This window comes from Kitasatospora sp. NPDC033851 (assembly GCF_055576085.1).
This window is the reverse complement of sequence record NZ_JBVIRL010000010.1, coordinates 230,810-253,681: the sequence shown is the minus strand read 5'-3', so window position 1 is coordinate 253,681 and position 22,872 is coordinate 230,810. Positions and strand designations below refer to the sequence as shown.

Annotated in this window: 19 protein-coding genes; 7 read left to right on the top strand and 12 right to left on the bottom strand. The window is 72.8% G+C overall.

Going from position 1 to position 22,872, the window contains the following annotated elements; translation table 11 throughout:
* Positions 1 to 189 precede the first annotated feature (189 nt).
* From ACZ51D_RS21245 to map, 3 genes are all read right to left on the bottom strand, one after another.
* Positions 190 to 615, bottom strand: a complete 426-nt coding sequence (locus ACZ51D_RS21245) for an acyl-CoA thioesterase (protein ID WP_360491455.1) — start codon at positions 613 to 615, stop codon at positions 190 to 192.
* Between the two features lie 89 nt (positions 616 to 704).
* A complete protein-coding gene (locus ACZ51D_RS21240; protein ID WP_465619133.1) occupies positions 705 to 1,400 on the bottom strand; it encodes an HAD-IA family hydrolase in 696 nt (231 codons plus the stop codon).
* A 48-nt stretch (positions 1,401 to 1,448) separates the two neighbouring features.
* Positions 1,449 to 2,216 (bottom strand): type I methionyl aminopeptidase, encoded by a 768-nt coding sequence (map, locus tag ACZ51D_RS21235; protein WP_465619131.1) that lies wholly within the window; start codon positions 2,214 to 2,216, stop codon positions 1,449 to 1,451.
* Positions 2,217 to 2,430: 214 nt separating this feature from the next.
* Here map and ACZ51D_RS21230 point away from each other — a divergent pair, with 214 nt between their 5' ends.
* Together ACZ51D_RS21230 and ACZ51D_RS21225 are read left to right on the top strand one after the other, a co-directional pair.
* Entirely contained in the window at positions 2,431 to 2,946 is a 516-nt protein-coding gene (locus ACZ51D_RS21230) for an LppU/SCO3897 family protein (protein WP_465619129.1), read from the top strand.
* Between the two features lie 70 nt (positions 2,947 to 3,016).
* A complete protein-coding gene (locus ACZ51D_RS21225; protein ID WP_360491467.1) occupies positions 3,017 to 3,295 on the top strand; it encodes a helix-turn-helix domain-containing protein in 279 nt (92 codons plus the stop codon).
* 70 nt (positions 3,296 to 3,365) lie between these two features.
* Here ACZ51D_RS21225 and ACZ51D_RS21220 read toward each other — a convergent pair whose 3' ends face one another.
* The 3 genes from ACZ51D_RS21220 to ACZ51D_RS21210 all read right to left on the bottom strand — a co-directional run bounded on the left by ACZ51D_RS21220 (position 3,366) and on the right by ACZ51D_RS21210 (position 6,686).
* Complete coding sequence (locus ACZ51D_RS21220; protein ID WP_465619126.1) at positions 3,366 to 4,757, bottom strand: ABC transporter substrate-binding protein; 1,392 nt, start codon at positions 4,755 to 4,757, stop codon at positions 3,366 to 3,368.
* Between the two features lie 109 nt (positions 4,758 to 4,866).
* On the bottom strand, positions 4,867 to 5,769 hold the full coding sequence (locus ACZ51D_RS21215) for a carbohydrate ABC transporter permease (protein ID WP_465619124.1): 903 nt from the start codon (positions 5,767 to 5,769) through the stop codon (positions 4,867 to 4,869).
* The gene (locus ACZ51D_RS21210) at positions 5,766 to 6,686 is read right to left on the bottom strand and encodes a carbohydrate ABC transporter permease (RefSeq protein ID WP_465619122.1); all 921 of its coding nucleotides are present in this window, start codon (positions 6,684 to 6,686) and stop codon (positions 5,766 to 5,768) included. Before ACZ51D_RS21210 ends, ACZ51D_RS21215 begins: the two co-directional genes overlap by 4 nt.
* Positions 6,687 to 6,923: 237 nt before the next feature.
* Between ACZ51D_RS21210 and ACZ51D_RS21205 the strand changes: the two genes are divergently transcribed.
* Positions 6,924 to 7,679, top strand: coding sequence for an SMI1/KNR4 family protein (locus tag ACZ51D_RS21205; protein ID WP_465663251.1), 756 nt, complete (start codon positions 6,924 to 6,926; stop codon positions 7,677 to 7,679).
* 12 nt (positions 7,680 to 7,691) lie between these two features.
* On the opposite strand, the gene ACZ51D_RS21200 is transcribed toward ACZ51D_RS21205, so the two are convergent.
* The 3 genes from ACZ51D_RS21200 to ACZ51D_RS21190 form a co-directional block, all read right to left on the bottom strand.
* Positions 7,692 to 8,453 (bottom strand): SDR family NAD(P)-dependent oxidoreductase, encoded by a 762-nt coding sequence (locus tag ACZ51D_RS21200; protein ID WP_465619118.1) that lies wholly within the window; start codon positions 8,451 to 8,453, stop codon positions 7,692 to 7,694.
* Complete coding sequence (locus tag ACZ51D_RS21195; RefSeq protein ID WP_465663250.1) at positions 8,450 to 9,991, bottom strand: MFS transporter; 1,542 nt, start codon at positions 9,989 to 9,991, stop codon at positions 8,450 to 8,452. The genes ACZ51D_RS21200 and ACZ51D_RS21195 overlap by 4 nt, the downstream gene beginning before the upstream one ends.
* Before the next feature lie 99 nt (positions 9,992 to 10,090).
* Positions 10,091 to 10,678, bottom strand: a complete 588-nt coding sequence (locus ACZ51D_RS21190) for a TetR/AcrR family transcriptional regulator (RefSeq protein WP_465619114.1) — start codon at positions 10,676 to 10,678, stop codon at positions 10,091 to 10,093.
* A gap of 148 nt (positions 10,679 to 10,826) precedes the next feature.
* Here ACZ51D_RS21190 and ACZ51D_RS21185 point away from each other — a divergent pair, with 148 nt between their 5' ends.
* Entirely contained in the window at positions 10,827 to 11,309 is a 483-nt protein-coding gene (locus ACZ51D_RS21185) for a DoxX family protein (RefSeq protein WP_465619112.1), read from the top strand.
* A 132-nt stretch (positions 11,310 to 11,441) separates the two neighbouring features.
* Here ACZ51D_RS21185 and ACZ51D_RS21180 read toward each other — a convergent pair whose 3' ends face one another.
* The gene (locus tag ACZ51D_RS21180; RefSeq protein WP_360491494.1) at positions 11,442 to 12,479 is read right to left on the bottom strand and encodes a translation initiation factor 2; all 1,038 of its coding nucleotides are present in this window, start codon (positions 12,477 to 12,479) and stop codon (positions 11,442 to 11,444) included.
* A gap of 89 nt (positions 12,480 to 12,568) precedes the next feature.
* On the opposite strand from ACZ51D_RS21180, the gene ACZ51D_RS21175 reads away from it, so the two are divergent.
* A complete protein-coding gene (locus tag ACZ51D_RS21175) occupies positions 12,569 to 16,849 on the top strand; it encodes a hypothetical protein (RefSeq protein WP_465663249.1) in 4,281 nt (1,426 codons plus the stop codon).
* A gap of 46 nt (positions 16,850 to 16,895) precedes the next feature.
* Positions 16,896 to 18,290 (top strand): lipase family alpha/beta hydrolase, encoded by a 1,395-nt coding sequence (locus ACZ51D_RS21170; RefSeq protein WP_465663248.1) that lies wholly within the window; start codon positions 16,896 to 16,898, stop codon positions 18,288 to 18,290.
* 58 nt (positions 18,291 to 18,348) lie between these two features.
* On the opposite strand, the gene ACZ51D_RS21165 is transcribed toward ACZ51D_RS21170, so the two are convergent.
* Together ACZ51D_RS21165 and ACZ51D_RS21160 are read right to left on the bottom strand one after the other, a co-directional pair.
* Positions 18,349 to 18,645: an MTH1187 family thiamine-binding protein gene (locus tag ACZ51D_RS21165; RefSeq protein ID WP_360491503.1), complete on the bottom strand. Its 297-nt coding sequence runs from the start codon at positions 18,643 to 18,645 to the stop codon at positions 18,349 to 18,351.
* A gap of 82 nt (positions 18,646 to 18,727) precedes the next feature.
* Complete coding sequence (locus tag ACZ51D_RS21160) at positions 18,728 to 20,218, bottom strand: SulP family inorganic anion transporter (protein ID WP_465663286.1); 1,491 nt, start codon at positions 20,216 to 20,218, stop codon at positions 18,728 to 18,730.
* A gap of 774 nt (positions 20,219 to 20,992) precedes the next feature.
* Here ACZ51D_RS21160 and gcl point away from each other — a divergent pair.
* Positions 20,993 to 22,765 carry a glyoxylate carboligase gene (gene gcl / locus ACZ51D_RS21155; RefSeq protein ID WP_465619242.1) on the top strand — a complete coding sequence of 591 codons (1,773 nt, stop codon included), beginning with the start codon at positions 20,993 to 20,995 and terminating at the stop codon, positions 22,763 to 22,765.
* Positions 22,766 to 22,872: the final 107 nt, after the last annotated feature.

Sequence of the window (22,872 nt, the reverse complement as noted above, 5' to 3'; positions counted from 1 at the left end):
CCAAGAGTCTGCTGCGGCACCGCACTTGGCCCCATCCGGGCAGCGGGCCGGTCGGGGGTAGGGGAAACCCCCGTCCACCGGGTGGAGGCCGCAACCGGGTGCGGCCTCCGACGCCGGGGACCGGCGGATGGTGAGGGTGCCTCAGAGAGGATTCCGGCGGGCCGGCAGCGGGATGCGTCAGAGGGTGTGTCAGAGACCGAGCAGGGCCGGGTCGGCGGCGAGGGCGCGCAGCGGTTCGCGCGGGTCGGCGACCAGCCTGCGCCCGGCCAGGTCGAGGATGCCGCCGACGCCGGTGATCTCGGCGGCCAGCACGCCGTCCTCGCGGATCAGGCGCTGCACCACCTGGAAGGTCTTGCCGTCCCGCCAGGTAAACGAGCAGCTCACGTCCACCGAGTCGCCCGCGCGCAGCTCCCGCAGGTACTTGACCGTGGTCTCCAGGACGACCGGGCCGACGCCCTTGGCGACCAGGTCGGCCTGGCGGATCCCGGCCGCCTGGAGGTACTCCCAGCGGGCGTGCTCGGCGTACTGGAGGTAGACGGCCTGGTTGAGGTGGCCCTGGGTGTCGGTCTCGTACCCGCGGACGGTGATGCGGGTGGTGAAGTCCTGATCGGTCATGCCCGCACGCTACTCCTGGCAGCAGGGGTGCCACCTCGTGTCTTCCGTCACCCCGGACACGTCAATCGGGACCCGTCAATCCGGACCCGTCAGTCCGGCAGGGTCGCCGCCAGCGGTGCCAGGGCGTCCGGCCGTTGGTCGACGGGCAGGTGCTCGACCGGGTGGAAGCCGCAGCCGAGGGCGGTCGCGCCGCCGTCGCACGTCCGGTCGTCACCGACCATCAGCACGTCGGCCGGGGCCAGGCCGAGCCGGGCGCAGGCGGTCTCGAAGATCATCGGGTCGGGCTTCTGGGCGCCGATCTCGTAGGACAGGACGTACGTGTCGACCAGCTCGTCCAGCCCGTGGGCGCGGAAGACCGGGCGCAGGTCCCAGCCGATGTTGCTCACCACGGCGACCGGGACGCCCCGGCGGCGCAGCTCGCGCAGCACGGGGGCGGCGTCCGGGTAGGGGCGCCAGCTCGCGGGCGCCATGTGGGTCTCGTACAGGGCGTCCGCGTCGAGGCCGGCGGGCGGTTCGGCCGCGCGGGTCAGCGCGGTGTACGCGGCGCGGTGCAGCTCGGGGGTCAAGTCGCGGGTGTCCCATGCCTCCTGGACCTCCGGCGGGATCCGGCGCGGCGGCACACCCCCGGGTAGCGCCCCGAACTCCTCCAGCCGGTCCACCAGTTCGGCCTGCTCACGGGCGGGCAGGTCGAGGCCGGTGGCGGCGGTGAAGGCCGCCAGCCACTCGGCGGTGGAGACGACCCGGAAGAGGGTGCCGGAGAAGTCGAACATCACGCCTTTGGTCATGGCGTCGAGCCTAGCTGCGTGTTCGACGCGGCGAGGGGTCGTGAGGACTCAGCGCAGGGTGAGGATGCGCGGGCCGTCCTCGGTGATGGCGACGGTGTGCTCGATGTGGGCGGCGCGCGTGCCGTCGGTGGTGCGCAGGGTCCAGCCGTCCGGGTCGGTGTCGTAGTCGTCCCGGCCGCCGGCGATCAGCATCGGCTCGATGGCCAGCACCAGGCCCGGCCGCAACGGGTAACCCCGGCCCGGGCGGCCGACGTTGGACACATGCGGGTCCTCGTGCATGCGGCGGCCGATGCCGTGCCCGCCGAAGCCCTCCGGCGTGCCGAACCGTCCGCCTCGGATGACGCGGCCGATGGCGTGGGAGATGTCGCCGGTCCGGTTGCCGACCACGGCGGCGGCGATGCCGGCGTCCAGGGCGCGCCGGGTGGCGTCGATCAGCGCGGTGTCCTCGGGGCGGGCGGTGCCGACGGTGAAGCTGACGGCGGAGTCGCCGGCCCAACCGTCCAGCACCGCACCGCAGTCGATGCTCACCAGGTCGCCGTCGCACAGCCGGTAGCCGTTCGGGATGCCGTGCACGACGGCGTCGTTGACGGAGGCGCAGATGACGGCGGGGAACGGGACGGGCGCGAAGGACGGACGGTAGCCGAGGAACGGCGAACTCGCCCCGGCCGCGTTCAGTACGCCCCGTGCGACCTCGTCCAGCTCCAGCAGGCTGACGCCGACTGCCGCCGTCTCCCGCACGGCGGCCAGCGCGTCCGCCACCACCCGCCCGGCCTCGCGCATCGCCTCGAGGGCGGCGTCCGACTTGATTTCGACCATGGTGAACCACTCCCCTGGATCCAATTCTTATACCGGTATTTGTATCACGGTCGATGGTGGACGAGCATCCACCCGGCACGTGCCGCGAGGAAGCCGGCGGCGGGGCGGGGCGGCGGCCGCAGACGGCCTGCCAGGGAATATGTGGCGATCGGGTGGCTCGCGATCCGCTAGTGTTCGGCCGCGCAATCCGATGATCTGACCATGAGGAACCCACGTGACGACCCCGCCGACCGCCCCCGTCGACGAGACCCCCCAGCCTGCCGAGCCGCTCCCCCAGCAGCCCGAGGGCGCCGAACTCCCCGCCCCGGCCGAGCTCCCCGCCCCCGCCGAGCCCTCGCGGCTCCGCCGGATCACCCGCCGCGTGGGAGGCCCGCTCCTCCTGGTCGCGCTGATCACGGGCGGCCTGATCGTCGCCAACTTCGCCAGCAAGTCCGAGCCGGAAGCCGCCCAGGCCGGGGACTGCGTGCACGACATCGGCCACGGTTCCAAGCCGAAGATGGAGCTCGTGACCTGCACCAAGCCCACCGCCGACTACAAGGTCACCAAGGTCGTCCACGACGGTGGCGCCCAGGCCGCGTGCGACTCCGAGGCGGATGACGTCTTCGGCTCCTACTCCGAGGAGCGCAACACCACCGTCGTCATCCTCTGCCTGGCCCTGAACCGCGACCGGCCGGGCGGCCCGGCCGACCTCCCCAACTGGCCCGCCGACTCCACCGCGCCGAAGCCCTAGGGTCCGTCTTCGAGCCCCCGTCGTCCGGCCACGGGCCTGAGTCCGAGCCACAGGCCCTAGACTCTGGGGCATGGTGAGGACTCCGCTGACCCCGTGGGAGCACGCGCGTGGGGAGCGCTTCGGGGCGCTGCTGCGCGAAGCGCGTGGTGAGCGCAGCATGGTCGAGGTGGCGGCGGTGGCCGGTGTCTCGGCGGAAACGCTGCGCAAGATCGAGACGGGGCGGGCGCCGACCCCGTCGTTCTTCACCATCGCGGCGCTGGCCTTCGCGCTCGACCTGTCGCTCGACGAGCTCGCCTCCGCCTGCGCGGTGCCGGCGGACGGCGAGCACGGCGAGGCGCTCTCGGCATGACGGACGACGGCCCGCCCGGCGCGTGGTGCGCGGGGCGGGCCGTCGTCCTGGCCGTGGCCTTGGTGCTGGTTCAGCCGACCGAGCTGTTGTAGCTCTCGATCGCCGGCTGCAGCTCCTTGGCCGCGTCGGCCAGCGCCTGCTGGGCCGACTTGCTGCCCGAGATGGCCTGCTCGATCGCGGTCTCCACGCCCTTGCGGGCCTGCGGCATCACGCCGAGCAGGCAGCCGGCGGTGGCCGGGGTGGGCTTGGTGGTCTTCAGCTGGTCGATCGCGGTCTGGAACTGCGGGTACTTGGCCACCCACTCCTTGTCCTTGGGGTCGTCCAGGGACTTCGTGTTGACCGGGAAGTAGCCGGTGCCGGTGTGCCAGACGGCCTGCTGCTCGGGAGCCGTCACGAACTTCTCGAACTCCCAGGCGGCGCGCTTCTCGGCGTCCGAGTGGCCGGGGCCGCTGATCCACAGCGAGGCGCCGCCGATCGCCGGGCCGCCCTGGTCGGCGGCGGTGACCTTCGGGAAGGCCGCGGTGCCGACGCCGAACTTCGCCGCCTCGGTGTAGCCGCGCAGCACGCCGGTGGACTCCAGGTGCATCGCGACGGTGCCGGCCTTGAAGGCGGCCTGGGCGTCGTCGGTGGTGCGGCCGGTGTTGGCCGCGTAGCCGCCCTTGACCAGGTCGGCCCACCACTGGACGATCCGGGCGCCCTGCGCGGAGTCGAACACGACCTTGCCGGCCTTGTTGCTGCGGCCGTTGTCGTTGTCGCAGTACATGGAGCCGGACTCGGCCAGCAGCTGCTCGACGAACCAGCCGTAGATGGCGGCGCCGAAACCGTAGCGGACGGTCTTGCCGTCGGCGTCCTTCTTGGTCAGCTTCTTCGCCAGCTCGCCCAGCTCGTTGAGGTCCTTGGGCGGCTGGGCCGGGTCGAGGCCGGCCTCCTTGAAGGCGTCGGTGTTCAGGTAGAGCAGCGGCATCGAGGAGTTGAACGGCATCGACTGGAGCTTGCCGCCGACCGAGTAGTAGTTGCGGATGTTGGCGTCCAGGTCGTCCAGCGCGTAGCCGTCCTTGTCGGCGAAGGCCTGGGCGGGGACGGTCTGCTTGGAGTCGATCATGAACCGGGTGCCGATGTCGTAGACCTGCACCAGGGCGGGCGTGCCCTTCTGCTGCACCGAGGCCTTGTACTTGGTGACCAGCTCGTCGTACTTGCCCTGGAACTGCGCCTTGACCTCGATCTTGCCCTGGTGCGCGGCGTTGAACTGGTCGACCAGCCCGGTGAGCACCTCGGCGTTCTTGCCGGTCATCGAGTGCCAGAACTCGACGCTGGTGACGCCGGAGGCCTGGTCGAGGGCCTGGGCGCCGGGCGCGGCGGCGTCGTTGGAGCCGCCGGAGCCGGAGCCACCGGAGGAACTGCAGGCGGTCAGGGACAGGCCGGCCACCAGCAGGGCCGCGAGCGCGCGTGCACTCTTCTTCACGAGGGTTCTCTCTCTGGTAGGAGGGGGCGCACGTCGACAGGACGGACGCGGGCAGGACGGACGCGGGCGGGACGGACGCGGGCAGGACGGACGTGCGCGGGACGGAGGGTCAGCGCACCGCGCCCGCGGTGAGGCCGCGGACGATGAAGCGCTGGCCGAAGACCACCAGGGCGAGGGTGGGCAGCAGGGAGAGCACGACGCCGGCCAGGATCAGCCCGGGGTCGGCCATCTCGGAGTCGCGCAGCGAGGTGAGGCCGATCTGCAGGGTCTGCATGTTCGCCGTGCGGGTGATGATCAGCGGCCAGAAGTACTGGTTCCAGGCGGAGAGGAAGACGTAGATCGACAGCGCCGCGAGCGCGGGCTTGTTGAGCGGGACGACGATCCGCCACAGGAACCGCCAGTGGCCGGCGCCGTCGATCCGGGCGGCGTCGCGCAGTTCGCCGGGCAGCTGGCGGAAGGCCTGGCGCAGCATGAAGGTGCCGAAGCCGGAGGCCAGGAAGGGTAGCACCAGGCCGAAGTAGGTGTTGCCGAGACCCCAGCCGGACAGCGTCAGGTAGTTGGGGATGATGATGGCCTCCCACGGGACCATCAGCGTCGCCAGGAACACCCCGAACACCGCGGCCCGGGCCTTCAGCGGCAGGAAGACGAAGGCGTACGCGGCCAGGATCGAGGTGAACAGCTGGGCGAGGGTGATGGCGGTGGCCACGATCGCCGAGTTGGCGTACTGGCGGGCCAGCGGGATCGCGTCCACGGCGCCGGAGAAGTTCCGTCCGGTGACCGAGTGCGGTACCAGCGCGGGCGGGTACGAGGAGAGTTCGGACGGGCCCATGAAGGCGCCGGCGATCGCGTAGTACACCGGGAAGGCCACGGTGACGACGGCGACGGCGAGCAGTAGGTAGACCGCGGCGCGGCCGAGCAGGTCGCGCGGGGAGCGCCCGGCGAGGGGGCGGGTGCGCGGGCGGGGCGCCTTCGACGCCTCGGGCGCCTCGGCTCCGGTGGCGATGGTGGTCATGCGTAGTGCACCTTCCGCTCCAGGACGCCGAACTGGACGGCCGTGCAGGCGAGGACGACCACGAGCAGCACCACGGCCTGGGCGCTCGCGGTGCCGAAGTCGCTGGAGCCGTAGGCGAAGGCCTTCTCGTAGACGGAGTAGACGAGGGTCCGGGTGGAGCCGTCCGGCCCGCCCTTGGTGAGGATGTGGATCTGGCCGAAGCTCTGCAGCGCGTGGACGGTGGAGACCACGGTCAGGAAGAACAGGTTCGGGCCGAGCATCGGGATGGTGATCGAGCGGGCCAGCCGCAGGCCCGACGCGCCGTCGATGCGGGCCGCCTCCACGATCTCGCCCGGGATCGAGCCGATGCCGGCGGACAGCACCAGCACGTTGTAGCCGAGGTTCATCCAGACCGTGGTGACGGCCACCGACACCAGCGCGTACCGGGAGTCGGTCAGCCAGCCGATCGGGCCGAGGCCGACGTGCGAGAGCAGGCCGTTGAGCACCCCGCTGGCCGGGTTGAAGAACACCGCGAAGACCACCGACGCGCTGGCCACCGAGAAGGCGAAGGGCAGCGCGAAGGCGGAGCGCAGCAGTCGCACGCCCCGGATCCGGTTCTCCAGGAGCAGCACCAGCGCCAGCGCGCCGAGCACCCCGGGCACCACGGTGAGCACGGTGAACAGCCCCGTGGTGACGAGGGTGCGGCGGAAGTCCGCCGAGGTCAGCAGGTCGGTGTAGTGCTTCGTCCCGACGAAGCGGGAGGGCGCGCCGAAGAGGTCGTTGGCGTGCCCGCTCAGGTAGATCGTCCGTCCCAGCGGGTAGCCGATGAAGAGGACGAAGACCACCAGGGAGGGCAGCAGGAAGGCCCAGGCGAGCCCGTGTTCTCCCCAGCGGCTTCGGCGGCCCACCCGGGGCGCGGTGTGCGGTGCGGTCGGCATGCGGTGCGCGTCCGCCTTTCGTGATGTCGGTTCCGGCCGAAACCGTGTCTTGCCCACACGACGCGGCGGGAACCTCGTGGTGATCAACGGGTGTCACCCGGATTACGCGTTCGCGTCAGATTCGGCCGGTCGTGCCCGGACGGGCTCCCGGACGGCGGTTGAGCGGTTCACCGCGTTGTCGGAGGGGTGTCGTACGGTGCGCGGGTGGACGAAACGGAATTCGACATACGGGCCGCAATGGCCGAAAGTTTGCGCTGCCGCGCGGGCTCCTGGGCACTCGTCAGGGGCTTCGCCGCGTACTGGGGCGAGCCACTCGGGCCGGACGACGGCTTCTCGGACGCCGAACTCGACGCCGCCGAACAGCGGCTGGGCCTGCGGCTGCCGACGGCGCTGCGCGAGGCGTACCGGCTGTTCGGCCGGCGGGCGGACCTGACCAGCAACCAGGACGTGCTGCTGACGCCGGACGAACTGTTCGTACTCGATGGGGCGCTGGTCTACCGGGCGGAGAACCAGGGCTGCGCGCACTGGGGCGTGCTGCTGACCGACCTCGAGCGGGAGGACGTCGAGCGGGAGGGCGTCGGCCACGAGCGGGAGGGCGTCGAGCAGGAGGGCGTCGGCCACGAGCAGGAGGGCGCCGACCGCGACAGCCTCGACCACAAGGACCCGCCGACGGTGATCCGGCCGGACCTCGCCGACAAGTCGGCGGAGCGGTGGGAGCCCTGGGAGGAGCGCTTCTCGACGGCGGCCGCGGTGATGGCGATGACGGAGAAGCTACTGGAGGACCACGAGCTGACCGACGTCATCGAGTCGGAGGACGAACTTCCCGCCGGTTTCCGCGAGTTGCCCGCACTCGGCCGGAACTGCCGCTGGTACCAGGGGCCGGACGTGCTGGTCGGGGTGGTCGAGGACGCCTGGATGACGGCCCGGGCACGCACCCCGCAGGCGCTGGAGGCGCTGTACGAGGCGGTGCCCGGGGACTGGCTGGGCGAGTAGGCCCGGCGGCGGTCAGGCGGTGGCGCCGCCGTCCAGCACCAGGTCGGCGCCGACGGTGTAGCCCGCCTCGGGCGAGGCGAGGTAGAGCACGGCGGCGGCGATCTCCTCGACCGCGCCGGCCCGGCCGAGCGGGACCTGGGCCTTCATCCGCTCACCCTTGTCGGCGGCGCTCTCGCCGGGGCGGGAGGACATGGGGGTGTCCACCGGGCCGGGGCTCACCAGGTTGATCCGCACGCCCTCGGCGATGTGGTCGAGGGCGGCGGCGCGGGTCAGTGCGGTGACGGCGGCCTTGCTGGCGGCGTAGGCGCCGATGCCGGCGATCCGCCGGTGGGCACCGACATTGGAGGAGACGTTGACGATCGCGCCGCCGCCGTGGGCCCGCAGGTGGCCGATCTGGTGCTGCATCGCGAGCAGCGTGCCGGTGACGTTGATGTCGATCACCCGCTGCCACTCGGCCTCGTCGATGTCGGCGACCGGGCCGAGGGCGCCGAGCACCCCGGCGTTGTTGACGGCGACGTCCAGCCCGCCGAACCGCTCGACCGTCTCGCGGACCAGCCGAGCGGCGTCCTCACTGTTCGTCACGTCGCCGGTCAGCGCGACCGCCTTGCCGCCGGCTTGCTCGATCAGCTCGACGGTCTCGGCGAGCGGGCCCGCGGAGCGGCCGGCGACCGCGACCCGGGCGCCCTCCTGGGCGAAGGCGAGCGCGATGGCCCGTCCGATGCCGCTGCCGCCACCGGTGACGAGGACGGACTTGTCGGCGAAACGCGTGGTCATGAGGTGAACTCCTTGATCCGAGTGGTGCGTTCTGACGCGGTGCTGGTTCGTTCCGGTGCGGTGGTGCTTGGCTCCGGTGCGGTGGTGCTTGGCTCCGGCGCGCTGGTGCTTGGCTCCGGCGCGGTGGTGCTTGGTTCCGGTCCGGTGGTGATGCGATCCGGTGCGGTGGTGCTTGGTTCCGGCGCGCTGGTGGTTCGGGACAGGGCGGCGACCGCGACGGCGGTGAGTGCCAGCCCGGCGGCGGCCGCCGCGAAGGCCGTGGCGTATCCGCCGACGACGCTCGCGCGGGTGGCGGCGAGCGCCATCAGGGCGGCCAACCCGGCGGTGGGGCCGAGCTCCATGGCCGTGTTGTACACGCCCGCGGCCAGGCCGGTCCGCTCGGGGGCCACCCCGCCGGTGGCGAGGACGGCCGCTCCGGCGAAGGCCGCGGCGGCTCCGGCGGGCAGCAGGAGCAGTCCGGGCAGCAGCCCGAGGGTGTACCCGCTGCCGGGAGCGAGGCCCGCGAGCAGGGCGAGTCCGGCACCCGCCACGGCGAGCCCGCCGGCGGTGACCGACGCCGGGCCGTACCGGACGGTCAGCGGGCCGGCCAGGCGGCCGGACAGCAGCAGGGCGGCCGCGTACGGCAGGAAGGCCGCGGAGGTGGCGGCGGCGCTCCAGCCGCGCTGCTGCTGGAGGTAAAGCGAGAGCAGGACGAAGGTCAGCGTGGTGCCGGCGGCGGTCACCATGACGGCGGCGAGCGCGACGGCGCGGCGCCGGTCGGCCAGGAAACCGGGCGGCAGCAGCGGGTCGGCGGTGCGGCGTTCGGCGGCGGCGAAGGCGAGCAGCAGGGCGAGTCCGGCGAGCAGTGGCCCGTACACCTCGGGGTCGGCCCAGCCGCGCTCGGTGGACGCGACCAGGGCGTAGCTCGCCGCGCAGACACCGGCGGTGGCGAGGGCCGCGCCGCGCAGGTCCAGGGCCGGGCGGCGCCCGGCGGGGGTGGCGGCGGGCAGCGTGCCGGAGCGGGCGAGTCCGGTGAGGGCGACCAGGACGGGCACCGCGAACAGCCAGCGCCAGGAGACCGCGGCGGCGACCGCGCCGGACAGCACACTGCCGACGGTGGCGCCGAGCACCGACAGGCCGCCCCAGGTGGCCATCGCCCGTCGGTAGGCGGCGGGTTCGGGGTGGAGCACGCGGACCACCGCGACCGCCGCCGGGGCGGTGAGGGCCGCGCCGGCGCCCTGGACGAGGCGGCTCGCGAGCAGGACGGGGTAGCCGGGCGCGAGGGCGCAGGCGATCGAGGTGGCGCCGAGCAGGAGCAGGCCCGCTCGGAGGATCCGGCGCCCGCCGTGACGGTCGGCCAGCCGACCGCCGAGGAGGAGCAGGGAGCTGAAGGTGAGCCCGTAGGAGGCGCTGAGCAGCAGCACTCCGGACGGGCCGAGCCCGAACTCCCGGGCCACCAGTGGCAGCGGAACGGTGAGGATCGTGATCGTGAAGATCAGCACCGCCTGTACGACGCCCAGCAGTGCGAATCCGAACCGACCCGCCGTAGCGGCACTCATGAGAACCCCCTTTCTCTATAAAGACCGTTCGGTCCAGATTATGGACAGCAGGGGACGCGACCGGTCAGGCCTCGGCCGCCGGTCGTCAGTCGCCGGCCGTCACCTCGGGTCCAGCAGCGTGAGCGCCTGCTCGGCGGCGTCCCCCACCCGGGCCGCGCCGTCGGCGGTCTTGCCCATCACCCGCATGCCCTGCATCAGCACCATCAGCATCCGGGCGAGCGCCCGGGGCTCCCGCCCAGCGGGCAGTTCGCCCTGCGCCTCGGCCCGCACCAGGGCGGCGGTCAGCACCGTCTCCAGGTGGGCGAGGCTGGCTCCCACCCGGCGGGCCGCCGAGGGGTCGTGCGGGGCGAGTTCGACGGCGGTGTTGATGACGAAGCAGCCGCGCTCCCGCCGGCCCCCGGCCGACTCCGCCGCGTACCGCCGCACCAGCGCCCGGACGGCCGGCAGCACCGGACCGGGCTGGGACAGCTCCGCCAGCAGCACCGGGTCGGTCTGCTCGGCGTACCGCTCCAGCGCCCGCAGGTAGAGCTCGTGCTTACTGCCGAAGGTGGCGTAGATGCTGGCTCGGGCGATGCCGAGGCGCTCGACCAGGTCGGCCATCGAGGTGGCCTCGTAGCCGCGCTGCCAGAACAGCTCGAGGGCCGCCTGCAGTACCGCGTCCGGGTCGAATTCCTTCGTTCTGGCCATGTCGCACACCCTAGCCAGTTCAAGAATGATCGGTCAAGAAAAGCCGAGCTCCGACCCGCGCCGAACATCTGACAGGGCATTGCCAAGTGGACTAGACCAAGGCTAGCCTTACCGCCCCATCCCTCCTCCCCACAGGAGGCGTTCCGGCATGTCCGCACACTTCCCCACCACCCCCCGCCAGGCCGCCGAGGCCGCCAGACCCGTGGTGCTGACGGCCTTTCGGATCGTCGTCGGCCTGCTCTTCGCCTGCCACGGCGCCGCCTCGCTCTTCGGCGTCCTGGGCGGCGCCAAGGGCGGCGGCACCCTCCCGCTCGGCCAGTGGCCCGGCTGGTGGGCTGCCCTGATCCAACTCGTCGGCGGCGCCCTGGTCCTGCTCGGCGCCGGCACCCGGTCGGCCGCCCTGCTCTGCTCCGGCTCCATGGCCTACGCCTACTTCACCGTCCACCAGGAACACGCGCTGCTGCCGCTGCAGAACGGGGGCGAGGCCTCGGTCATGTTCTGCTGGGCGTTCCTCACCATCGCCGTGCTCGGCTCCGGCCCGTACGCCCTGGACCGCGCCCTGACCCGCCGCTCCGCCGCCGGCGCACCGGCCGAACCGGCCCCGGCCGAAGCCCCGAGCACCACGACCTGAGCCCAGCCCCGACGGTGCGGAAGTCACCCGCACGGGAGGACGACCGCCCCTGGTCCCGAGCCGCACAACCCCCCGGCGGCCGCGGCTGCTTTCGGCCGGCCGCGGCCCCGGCCGGCCGAGACGGCGCACCGATCAGGCGGGCCCGCTTGCTCCCCCCGTGTCGGCGAGTGCGGCCACGGCGCGGTCAATGGCCTTCTCCACCCCTATCCGCCCCTTGCCCGCGTCGCCGAGCCGCCGCGTCATCAGGCGGACCAGCCCGTGGTGGAACAGGGCCGGGCCGCAGGCCGTCCAACGGCCCCGGACCTCGGGACTGAGCATGAACGCCAGCACGTCGTCGGGCTCGGCCGGGACGAAGCGGAACTCGCTGTGCTCCCACTTGTCGTCGATGCCCCTGCTCCACCGGTCGCGCAGCTGCTCCTCGCTGAGATCCGGCAGCACGGCCAGGAAGAACGCGGCCCACTGGTGCAGCTCGGTGTCCATCGCGAAGGAGAGCAGCTCCAGCTCGCAGCGGTCGTCCTCGTGGACGGCCAGCTCCTCACGCAGGGCACGGCGGGCGGCACCGAAGAGGTCGGGCACCCCGTCCTTGAGGTCGTGCCGCCCGGACAGCCCCTCGTTGGCCGAGGAGTTCCAGTTCCCGGCGTTCATGCCGACGGTCGCGCTGCGCCGGGAGAACAGCATCTTCTGGTCGCGGCCCGTCACGACGGCCACATTGGCGCCGAAGCTGGCGGAGAGGAAGCCGTTGACGAGGATGGGGTCCTGGCCGTCCAGGTAGTGCTCCCGCAGCGTCCTTCCCGCGCCCTCGCCGTCCTCCAGGGCCCGATCCAGCTGCTGGGCGGCGAGGAAGGTGAAGTAGTCGGCCGACGAGAACCTGATCTCCACGATCGGGTCCTCGCGGTCGTCGCTGCGGGTGACGGCCACCGTCTCCACCGCGAACAGCGGATGGTTCCAGCGCCGGTCACGGCCCGCCACCGCACGGGTGCGCTGCTCGTCCTCGATCTCCTGGCGCCAGCGCCGCACCTCCTCCGGCACGAACACGGGATCGTCGGCCTCGTAGTAGATCCTGAGGTTCCGCTCGCTGATGGGCCGGGTGCCGTCCCCTTCGTAGACGTAACAGGTGGTGCGCAGTGGCCCGATACGGAAGTGCTCCCGGTCGTGCAAGGGTTCCCCCATCCGTCAATCCGCTTCTGATACATGACAGTTGCACACCGGTGTGACGAGCGGCAACATGATCTGCCACGGACGGGGGAGGTCGAGTGGGGATGGGCGGGGACCACGGCGAGGCCGTTGTGGTGTGCCTGGACACCTACGATCACCACCCGCACTTCGACCTGCCCGGCGCCCGCAAGCACGCCGAGGAGTTCCGCTCACTGGCGCGTCGGCTGGGCTTCACGACCGACGCCCCGCCCGTCACGGGCACGAGGCACGAGGTCCTTCAGGGGCTGCGCCGCTTCGCGGCCTCGCCCGCCAGGCGGAAGATCCTCTACTGGATCGGTCACGGGATCAAGAAGGGCCGGAGCAGGGCGGTCGTCCTGCCCTGCCGGGACCTCGATCCGGACCAGTACGACGGCAGCCTGACCACCGAGGACATGGCCGAACTGCTCAGACAGGCGAGCGGCGACATCCTGGTGGTCCTCGACACCTGCCACGCCTCGGACGCCGCCCGCGAGGTGCACGCGGGCTTCTTCGACCGAGAGGACGACCACCTCGGCCCGCGGCCGGCCGCCAAGGGCTCACCCGACTTCCGCGGGGTGGGCGTCCTCGGCACGGTGCACGGCGACCAGCGGGCGCAGCTCGGCGCCTGGCTGAACGCGTTCCGCCGCGTCTGCGACGATCCCCGCTTCGAGTTCCGCGAGCGGCTGCTGTGGACGCCGTACGCCCAGGCACTGCACGCGTCCGAGGTGGTCGAGGCAGTCAGCAGTGTGCTCGCCGACGAGTTGGTGTTCCCGCAGTTCCACGGCGGCAGCAGGCTCGTCGGCCTGATCGTCAACCCGTACTACGACGCGCTCGCCCGGCCGTTGTCCACGGCTGCCCGGTCGCGTCGGCAGGAGCTGCTCGACGCCCACGTGCAGACGATGCTGCGCAGCCGCTTCACCGGGCTGCTCGTGGAGGACGACGCCGGCTTCTTCACCGGACGGCGGAACTACCTCGGCCGCCTCGTCGACTGGATCGGTTCATCCGGCCGCAACGGCGCGCTGATCGTCACCGGGGGCCCGGGCAGCGGCAAGTCGGCTCTACTCGCCCAGCTGGCCCTGATGACCATCGCGAACACCCCGCAGTTCAGAGGGCTTTCGCCGATCCGCCGACGGGCGATGCTCAGCGCCATCGACGCCGGCATCCAGTGCCGCGGCCGCAGCGCCCTCGAATGCGCGCGTGAGCTGGCCGAGGGCCTGCAACTCGAGGAACCCGGGGACGGCTGGCCGGATCTGCGGGCGCTGATGGACGCCCTGCTGACGAAGTGCCGTGACGCCGCGTCGACGACCTTCCTGGTCGACGGGCTCGACGAGACCGACCCGGCCCACCTGGACTCGCTCATCGTCGAGGTCCTGATCCCGCTCTCCCACGAGCCGACCGTCCGCGTCCTGATCGGCACGCGACCCCTGCCCGAAGGGGGTGCCGCCGCGCTCCTGGACGGCGCACTCAGGTTCGACCTCGACCGCGCGCCGGACCGGGACGACGACATCCTCGGCTATGTGCGCGCCCGCCTCGGCGGCCCGGAAGGGCTGTACCGCGACGCCGAGGGGACACTCGACGCGGTGTGCCGCGCCCTGGGGCACCGGAGCGCGGGCACCTTCCTGGTGGCGAAGCTGCACTGCTCCGCCCTGCTGCGGCTGAACCGGGCGGTGGGACCGGAGGACGAGGAGTTCCGGCAGGTGCTGGCCTCGGGACTGGACGAGGCCCTGGACCACGAGATCCGGGCGCTGGACACGGCCGCACCGGGCGCAACCTGCGCCGCCGGCTGGGCTCTTGGACTCCTGATCCCGCTGGCGCTCTCCTTCGGAGCCGGTCTGCCGGAGGACGACAGGATCTGGCTCCTGGCGGCCCGGGCACTGGCCGAGGCGCGAGGAGAGAGCCATCACTACGAGGCCCACGACATCGTCGCGATGCGCAAGTTCGGCGGCGCGCACATCGTGGCGCACGGTGAGGCCGGCCAGCCGGTCTTCCGGCTGAACCACGAGGCGCTCGTCAGCCACGTGCTGCGCGCCGCCGGCCTCCCGGACGCCGAGACGCACGCCACGATGGCCGCGGTGCTCCACCAGGTCCACCACGAGCTGTACCGAGGCCGCGGCGCCACCAACTCCTACATCGCGCGGTACGCGGCCGCGCACGCCGCCCGGGCCGGTCGGCTGGCCGGTCTCCTCCAGGACGCCGAACTGCTCGTCCGGCTCGATCCCGAGCGGCTCGTGGCCCAACTCGACCAGCCCGGCGCGGCCGCCTCGGCGGAGGTGGACCTGTACCGGCCGATCGCCGAGGACCTGGCGCGCAGGTCGCCGGACGAACGCGCCGCCCTGCTGCAGGCGGAGGCCCTGCGTCAGCAGCCGGAACTCATGCCCTGGGCGCGTTCCGCCGCACACCTGCACTGGACGGACGAGTGGACCACCGCTGAGCGGTCCGCCCCCGAACGCAGCCTGGGCCTGCCGTTCGGAGACGTCCTCGTCGTGTCGGCAAGCCCGGACGGAGGACTCTACGCCGCCGCCGAACGCCTGTGGCACTGGAGCACCCTCGGTGGTCGGCCCGACCTCGTACGGGGCCACGTACCCGCCGCACTCGGCGCGGCGACCCCTCGGCTGACGGCACTGGCCGCTCCCTCCCACGAATGCGGGATCGCAGCGGTGGCGGCAGCCGCCGAACGCGTCCTGGTCTGGCCGCGGCGCGGGCCGGGACTCGTCCACATGCTCGGCTGGGCGGCGCCCATCAGCGCCGTCGCCGTGGGGATCGTGGCCGGCCGGGAGATCGTCGCGGCCGCTTTCGGCACCCATGTGGCCGTCTGGGACTGGCGGGAAGGCCGGCTTCGGCATCTCGGGTTCTGGCGGAGCCAAGTAAGCGAGGTGTACGCCACGGCCGTCACCACCGTCGGGGGCTCGCCCTGCCTGTTGGTCGGCGGCGAGCGGGGGGTGGTCGCCCTGGATCCGTGGGTCGGCGTGGGGCGCGGCGCGTTCGGCTCCGACGCCGGCCGGGTGGAATGCCTCGCCGTCACCACGGCGGGCGACCGTCCCTGGGTGGCCGCGGTCACCACGTCGAGCCCGCAGGTTCGCGTGTGGCGGCTCGACGAGGAGGGCCGGCAGCTGCGGGCGGAGTCCGTCTTCAGCGCCCGTCTCCGGCACCCCTCGGGAGCGACCGCCGCCCTGACCGACTCCACGAACCCGCTGCTCTTCGCGGTGGACGGCGGGCGGATCCGCCAGTGGGACGTGGCAGCCCGCCGTGAGCTCGCCCCGCTGACCGGACTCCGGTCGCGGCCGACCTCCGTCACGGTACTGCGCGGCGAGCGCGGCCGGGTGGCCGTGGCCGACGGGAGCCGGGTACGGGTGTGGGAGCACGGGCCCGCCGCGGACGCGGGCTCCCCGAGCGGCCGCACGGGGCTGCCCGCACCGGGCCTGGAGCACGCCGGGGCCCTGGTGTGCACCGCTCCCGGCGAGGGTGCCGTGGTCGTCGCCGCCCGGGGAGCCGTGCGGGTGTGGGACCTGCGGGGGCGGGTCGTCCACGACGAGTCGGAGCTCGCCGCCTACAAGGCCGTGGATCTGCGCGCTGACACCTCGGGTGCGTTGTGGCTGGCGGCAGCCGGGCGGAGCACGGCGCACGGGCCCACCGTCGTGGTCCGCCGGCTCGGGGCCGGCGCGGCGACCGCCCTGCCCGTCGCGCCCGGTGAGGACGGCACGGTGAGGGCCGTGACTCTGGCCGCCCGCCGGGCCGTCCGGGTGTTCGCCGCCGACAACCGCCATGTCCGGCGCTGGGACGTACGGTCCGCCACGGCCCTGCCGCCCCTGCACGTGCCCAACGACATGGTGCGCAGCCTCTCCTTCGTCGAGTCGCCGCTGGGCCGCTCCTTCCTGATCGCCGGTGCGGGCGACACCGTGTGGTTGTGGGACGGGGAGGAGCCCGGCACCCCGGTGCCGCTGAGGCCGTCGGACCGTGCACCCGTCCGCGCCCTGTCCGGCACGCACGACGACAACGGGCGCAGGCATGTCGCCGTGGCGACGGACAAGGGTGTCTTCGTCGCACAGCCGGCGGCACTGGAGGCGGCGCGCGGCGCCGTGGAACTGCGCCCGTTGAGCACGACGGTGACGGCGGTGCGTTCCCTGGTCTGCCGGAGCCTGCCGGGCAACCGCGTGGTGGTCCTGGCCGCCGACGCCTCGCACGTGCTGCACCTGTGGGACGTGCACGCGGATCGGCCCGCGCCGGGCGTACCCGATCGCGGCTTCGCCGTCTACCAGGTGATGGCACAGGCCGCGCCGGGGGGATCCGAGCTCGTCGTGGCGTCCGTGGGCCTGGAACGCATGGACGTCCTGACGGTGTCCCCGCCCGGCGGCGCCGTTCCGGCCTGAACGTCGGCACCGACAGCGAACCGGCGAAGTGAAGGAGGATCAGCAGGTGGCACACGATCTTGTGGTGTTCGTCCCCGGGGTGATGGGAAGCGTTCTGCGCGACGGAGACGGTCGCGACGTGTGGAACCTGTCGTTCGGCGTCGGCGGCAGACTGGCCCTGGGCGCCGAACGGTTCTTCGAACGTCTGACACTGCCTCCCGGACTGGGCGACGAGGCGCCCGACGGGCCGTACGCCTTGACGCCCGCCGGCCTGTTGCGGGAACCGCGCATCTACCCGGGGCTGCTGCCCCACGTGGCGTACCGGGAGCTGGCCCGGCACCTGGGGGAGCTGGCCGAGGGGCGGGTCGCCGTGTTCCCCTACGACTGGCGGCTGTCCAACCGGCACTCCGCGGCCCTGCTGAAGGAGTTCACCGGCCGCGAACTCGCGCGGTGGCGCGAGGAACGACGGGCGGCGGGCGACGAGGAGGAACCCCGCGTGGTCTTCGTCTGCCATTCCATGGGGGGCCTGGTCACCCGCTACTACCTCGAGGTACTGGGCGGGCGGGAGACCGCCCGGTCACTGGTGACCATCGGAACGCCGTACTCGGGTGCGGTGAAAGCCGTACGGATCCTCACCGGGACCCTGTCCGGCAGGAAGCTCCTCGGGATCGGGACCAGGCTGCGCGAAGCCCTCGTGACAGCTGCCCGCACCATGCCGTCCGTCCACCAACTCCTGCCCACCTACCAGTGCGTGACGGACCACGCCTCGGGGACGCGGCTGAACGCGGTGCCCCTTCCCGACCTCGACAGCGCCATAGTCGACGACGCCTTCGCCTTCCGCCGCGAGCTGGACGAGGCGGTGCGCCGGAACGCCGCGGCCGACCTGATGGCGGGCCGCCCCGCCGCGTACCGGGTGTTCGCCTCGGGTGGCAAGGGGGAGCCGACCGACGTCGCGCTCGGCGTGAGCGGGGGGACCGTCACCTACGCGGACCGCTTCGGGGACCAGGACCGCTGGCAGGGGGACGGCACCGTGCCGTGCCTGTCGGCCACGCCACCCGAGTGGGAGGACGCCGCCCGGGTCGACTGGTTCCGTCTCGGGCACACGGCCCTGCCCAATGACGCCATGCTCCACCGCCAGCTGTACGACCGATACGAAGCGCTGGACCACCGCCCGTACCAGACACTCGGCACCGGGTTCGGCATCGACGTCCCGGAGGCTGTGGCCGCCGGCACCCCGCTGCCGGTGACCGCGGTGTCCGAGGACCCCGGCCTCCTCCTGGAGGCCCGCCTCGTCTCGGCGGCCGGCGGGGAGACCGTCGAGCGGCGGCGGCTGCGCCCCGACGGCGACGGCGGCTACAGTGCCACCTTCTCGCCCCCGCCGGGCGTGTGGACGGTGGAGGCGAAGGCCGCGCAGGCCACTGGCATCCCCGTGCAGCGGGAAGCAGTGCTGGTCCTGGACTGAGGCCGCTCCCGCGTGGTGCCCGGCGCCGGCCGGAGCCGGTCGCCGAACGGGGCACGCGCTAACCCTCGGCGAGGTGGCGTTCCACGGAGGCGACCTTGGCGGTGAGGCCGTCGGTGACCCCGGCCCGGTCGTCGATCTTGATGACCGTGCTCACCCGGTTGCTGTGGGCCTTCACCGCCTCGATCGCCTCCCGGATCACCGGCATCACCTCGTCCCACTCGCCCTCGATGCTGGTGAACATCGCGTCCGTCCGGTTCGGGAGCCCGCTCGCGCGGACCACCCGGACGGCGGCGGCGACCGCCTCCCCCACGTCCTCGCCGATCCCCAGCGGGGTCACCGAAAAGGCTGCGATCACGGCTCTGCGCTCCTTGTGTCGACGGCACTGGTCGCCGGTTCGGACCCTCCCGAACCGGCGACCAGGCTAGCCGGACAGCCCGTCAGGCCACCGAAGGCAGCGGCGGTTCGACGGCCAGCGGTGCGGTGGAGCGGGCCCGGTGCTGGGCGGCCCAGGAGGTGAGGGCGACCGTGCAGGCGTGGTCCAGGTGGCGCAGCCCGGACCAGTCCAGCTCGACCGGCCGGTCGTCCGGCAGCCGTTCCAGGGTGTCCAGCAGCCGGGGCAGCCGCAGGAAGGTGGCGTTGCCGCTCAGCCGGACCCGGTGCAGCGCCTGGCCGCTCGGCAGCACCAGTTCCTCCACCGCGATCTGCAGGTGGGAGGTCTGCCAGGCGGACTTGACCACCGCCAGGCCGATGCCGATCAGCACCCCCTCGAACAGGTCGGTGGCGATGATCGAGACCGCCGTCACCACGAGCACCAGCGCCTCGCCCCGGTGGCCGCGCCAGAGCGCGACGATCCGGCGCAGCGGCACGAGCTTGGCGCCGGCGTGGACGAGCACGGCGGCGAGCGCGGTGAGCGGGACGAGCCCGAGCGCACCGGGCAGCAGCGCGGTGAACAGCAGCAGCCAGCAGCCGTGCAGGAAACGGGAGGCCTTGGTCTTGGCGCCGGCCTGGACATTGGTGGCGCTGCGGACGATCACCGCGGTCATCGGCAGCGCGCCGAGCAGGCCGCAGACGGTGTTGCCGACGCCCTGGGCGGTGAGTTCGCGGTCGTAGTCGGTGCGCGGGCCGTGGTGCATCCGGTCGACGGCGGCGGCGCTGAACAGCGTCTCGGCGGAGGCGATCAGGGTGAAGGCGACGACCGTGCCGATGCCGGCGGTGCCGGCCAGCGCGCCCAGGGAGTCACGGTCGGGCAGCCGGACGACGTCGAGCAGGCCGGCCACCCGGATCCGGGCGACCGGCAGGTCGGCGGCGGCGGTGACGGCGGCGGCGAGGCCGACGGCGGCCAGCGGCGCGGGGACGGCGCGGGCGACCCGCTCCGGCAGGTACCTCCAGCCGACCAGCACCAGCAGGGTGCCGAGGCCGAGGGCGACCGCGCTCGGTTCGGCCGCGGCGGTGATGACGTCCTTCAGCAGGCCGGGCAGTCCGGCGATCTTCTCCGGTCCGGTGGCGGGGGAGCGGCGGTCGGCGAGCGCGTAGAGCTGGCCGAACACCAGGGTCAGTCCGATGCCGGCCAGCATGCCGTGCACCACCGAGGCGGACATCGCCCGGAACCAGCGGCCGAGCCGCAGGGCGCCCATCGCCAGCTGGAGCAGGCCGGTGCCGAGCACCAGCAGGCCGAGGGCGCCGGTGCCGTACTGCCGGACGGCGTCGGCGACCAGGACGGTCAGCCCGGCGGCGGGCCCGCTGACCTGGAGGCTGCTGCCGGGCAGGGCGCCGACCACCAGGCCGCCGACGATGCCGGTGACCAGGCCGAGCTCGGCCGGGACGCCGGAGGCGACGGCCACTCCGACGCAGAGCGGGAGGGCGACCAGGAACACCACCAGCGAGGCGGGCAGGTCCCGGCGCCAGGGCACGGCGCGCAGCGCGGCGATCGAGAGCCGGGTCCGGCCCGGCGGGGCGTTCTTCCGGGGGCGGCCCGGCGGGCTCTCGCTCCGGTGCGGCGGTCGGTTCACCCGGTCACCGCCGGGGGTCGGGCAGGGGTACAGCAGCGCATGGGGACGTTCCTTCCGCGCGCCCGCCGCTGCGGGCACGCCGGTTGCCGTGCGGGAGAAAGGTGCCGTGCGGGAGAAAGGTGCCGTGCGGGAGCAGGTCTCAGCAGAAGAAGGCCGCAGCGGTTGGTCGCAGCGGGAGACGAGGGAAGGCGGGAGAGGAAGGGCGGAGGACCACGGTGCGGCCGGGGGGTGCGTCCCTCGCTCGGGTGCGGCGGACCGGGCGCGCTGGTCCTGGACGGGGCCGCCGGCGGACTTCCCCCGCTCCCCGGCGCTCCCGAACCCCCCTGCCGCGGCCTCAGTTGGACGTCACGGGCCCGGCGTGCCACCGACGGTACCCAGGGGGTCGGGGCGGACCCACCTCGGTCACCGCCCCTTCACGTGAGCTGCACACCGGGCACGCTTTCCCGCGCGGAACGATCGCTTCCCTCCGTACGCCCGCACGATCGTCGCCCGTTCGTACGGAATCTTCCTGGTCGACCCGCCAATTCCCCTCGGGCGCGGACTGACACATTCTGTTGAAGCCCCCTTGACGCCCCGACGAGGCCCGCCCTACCTTGTTTCCACATACAGAAACCGCTCTTCCGTATGGTGGAATTCAGGAGATGAGCCCTCCGAGCCACTGCGGGCCGACGCAGGAGAAACCCGATGCCTCGTATGACAGCCGCCCGCGCGGCCGTGGAGATCCTCAAGCTCGAAGGCGTTGAGGTCGCGTTCGGCGTGCCCGGTGCCGCCATCAACCCGTTCTACGCCGCCCTCCAGGCCTCCGGCGGGATCCGGCACACGCTCGCCCGGCACGTCGAGGGCGCCTCCCACATGGCCGAGGGCTACACCCGTGCCAAGGCCGGCAACATCGGAGTCTGCATCGGCACCTCCGGCCCGGCCGGCACCGACATGATCACCGGCCTGTACTCGGCGATCGCCGACTCCATCCCGATCCTGTGCATCACCGGCCAGGCGCCCGTCGCCCGGCTGCACAAGGAGGACTTCCAGGCCGTCGACATCGCCTCGATCGCCAAGCCGGTCACCAAGGCCGCGACCACCGTGCTGGAGGCCGCGCAGGTCCCCGGCATGTTCCAGCAGGCCTTCCACCTGATGCGCTCCGGGCGCCCCGGCCCGGTCCTGATCGACCTGCCGATCGACGTCCAGCTGACCGAGATCGACTTCGACCCCGAGGCCTACCAACCGCTCCCGGTCTACAAGCCGACCGCCAACCGCATCCAGATCGAGAAGGCCATCGCGCTGCTCCAGGAGTCGGAGCGCCCGCTGATCGTGGCCGGCGGCGGCGTCATCAACGCCGACGCCTCCGCGCTGCTGCTGGAGTTCGCCGAACTCACCGGCGTCCCGGTGATCCCGACCCTGATGGGCTGGGGCATCGTCCCGGACGACCACGAGCTGAACGCCGGCATGGTCGGCCTGCAGACCTCGCACCGCTACGGCAACGAGAACTTCCTCGCCTCCGACTTCGTCCTCGGCATCGGCAACCGCTGGGCCAACCGCCACACCGGCGGCCTGGACGTCTACACCGCGGGCCGCAAGTTCGTCCACGTCGACGTCGAGCCCACCCAGATCGGCAAGATCTTCGCCCCGGACCTCGGCATCGCCTCCGACGCCAAGGCCGCGCTGGAGCTCTTCGTCCAGGTCGCCGAGGAGCTCAAGGCCGCCGGGCAGCTCAAGGACCGCGGCGCGTGGGCCGCCTCCACCCAGGAGCGCAAGGCCACGCTGCAGCGCCGCACCCACTTCGACAACGTGCCGCTCAAGCCGCAGCGCGTCTACGAGGAGATGAACCGGGCCTTCGGGCCGGAGACCCGCTACGTCACCACCATCGGCCTCTCCCAGATCGCCGGCGCGCAGATGCTGCACGTCTACAAGCCGCGGCACTGGATCAACTGCGGCCAGGCCGGCCCGCTCGGCTGGACCATCCCGGCCGCGCTGGGCGTCGCCACCGCCGACCCCGAGGGCCAGGTCGTCGCGCTCTCCGGCGACTACGACTTCCAGTTCATGATCGAGGAGCTGGCGGTCGGCGCCCAGCACCGGATCCCGTACGTCCACGTGCTGGTCAACAACTCCTACCTGGGCCTGATCCGCCAGGCGCAGCGCAACTTCGACATCGACTTCCAGGTCAAGCTGGAGTTCGAGAACATCAACGCGCCGGAGCTGGGCGTCTACGGCGTGGACCACGTCAAGGTCGCCGAGGGCCTGGGCTGCAAGGCGATCCGGGTCACCGAGCCGGAGGGCCTGCTGCCCGCGTTCGAGGAGGCCAAGAAGCTGGCCGCCGAGTTCCGCGTCCCGGTCGTGGTCGAGGCGATCCTGGAGCGGGTCACCAACATCTCGATGAGCGGCAGCGACATCGACAAGGTCAACGAGTTCGAGGAGCTCGCCACCCTCCCGGAGCACGCGCCGACGGCCGTCAAGCCGCTCGCGCTCTGACGTAGCGCTCCGACCTGTCGCGAGGGGGCGTACGAGCCGCTCCGTACGCCCCCTCGCGCCCGGAACACCGGCGGCGCCGGCACGGTTGACCCGTCCGGGGCCGCTAC

Bases quoted from the DNA above. Each gene is read 5' to 3' on its own strand.
- ACZ51D_RS21195 (WP_465663250.1), bottom strand. From the start codon at position 9,991: ATGAGTGCCGCTACGGCGGGTCGGTTCGGATTCGCACTGCTGGGCGTC.
- gcl (WP_465619242.1), top strand. From the start codon at position 20,993: ATGACAGCCGCCCGCGCGGCCGTGGAGATCCTCAAGCTCGAAGGCGTT.
- ACZ51D_RS21200 (WP_465619118.1), bottom strand. From the start codon at position 8,453: ATGACCACGCGTTTCGCCGACAAGTCCGTCCTCGTCACCGGTGGCGGC.
- ACZ51D_RS21240 (WP_465619133.1), bottom strand. From the start codon at position 1,400: ATGACCAAAGGCGTGATGTTCGACTTCTCCGGCACCCTCTTCCGGGTC.
- ACZ51D_RS21180 (WP_360491494.1), bottom strand. From the start codon at position 12,479: ATGGGGGAACCCTTGCACGACCGGGAGCACTTCCGTATCGGGCCACTG.
- ACZ51D_RS21215 (WP_465619124.1), bottom strand. From the start codon at position 5,769: ATGACCACCATCGCCACCGGAGCCGAGGCGCCCGAGGCGTCGAAGGCG.
- ACZ51D_RS21245 (WP_360491455.1), bottom strand. From the start codon at position 615: ATGACCGATCAGGACTTCACCACCCGCATCACCGTCCGCGGGTACGAG.
- ACZ51D_RS21225 (WP_360491467.1), top strand. From the start codon at position 3,017: ATGGTGAGGACTCCGCTGACCCCGTGGGAGCACGCGCGTGGGGAGCGC.
- map (WP_465619131.1), bottom strand. From the start codon at position 2,216: ATGGTCGAAATCAAGTCGGACGCCGCCCTCGAGGCGATGCGCGAGGCC.
- ACZ51D_RS21205 (WP_465663251.1), top strand. From the start codon at position 6,924: ATGGCCGAAAGTTTGCGCTGCCGCGCGGGCTCCTGGGCACTCGTCAGG.
- ACZ51D_RS21175 (WP_465663249.1), top strand. From the start codon at position 12,569: ATGGGCGGGGACCACGGCGAGGCCGTTGTGGTGTGCCTGGACACCTAC.
- ACZ51D_RS21185 (WP_465619112.1), top strand. From the start codon at position 10,827: ATGTCCGCACACTTCCCCACCACCCCCCGCCAGGCCGCCGAGGCCGCC.
- ACZ51D_RS21210 (WP_465619122.1), bottom strand. From the start codon at position 6,686: ATGCCGACCGCACCGCACACCGCGCCCCGGGTGGGCCGCCGAAGCCGC.
- ACZ51D_RS21190 (WP_465619114.1), bottom strand. From the start codon at position 10,678: ATGGCCAGAACGAAGGAATTCGACCCGGACGCGGTACTGCAGGCGGCC.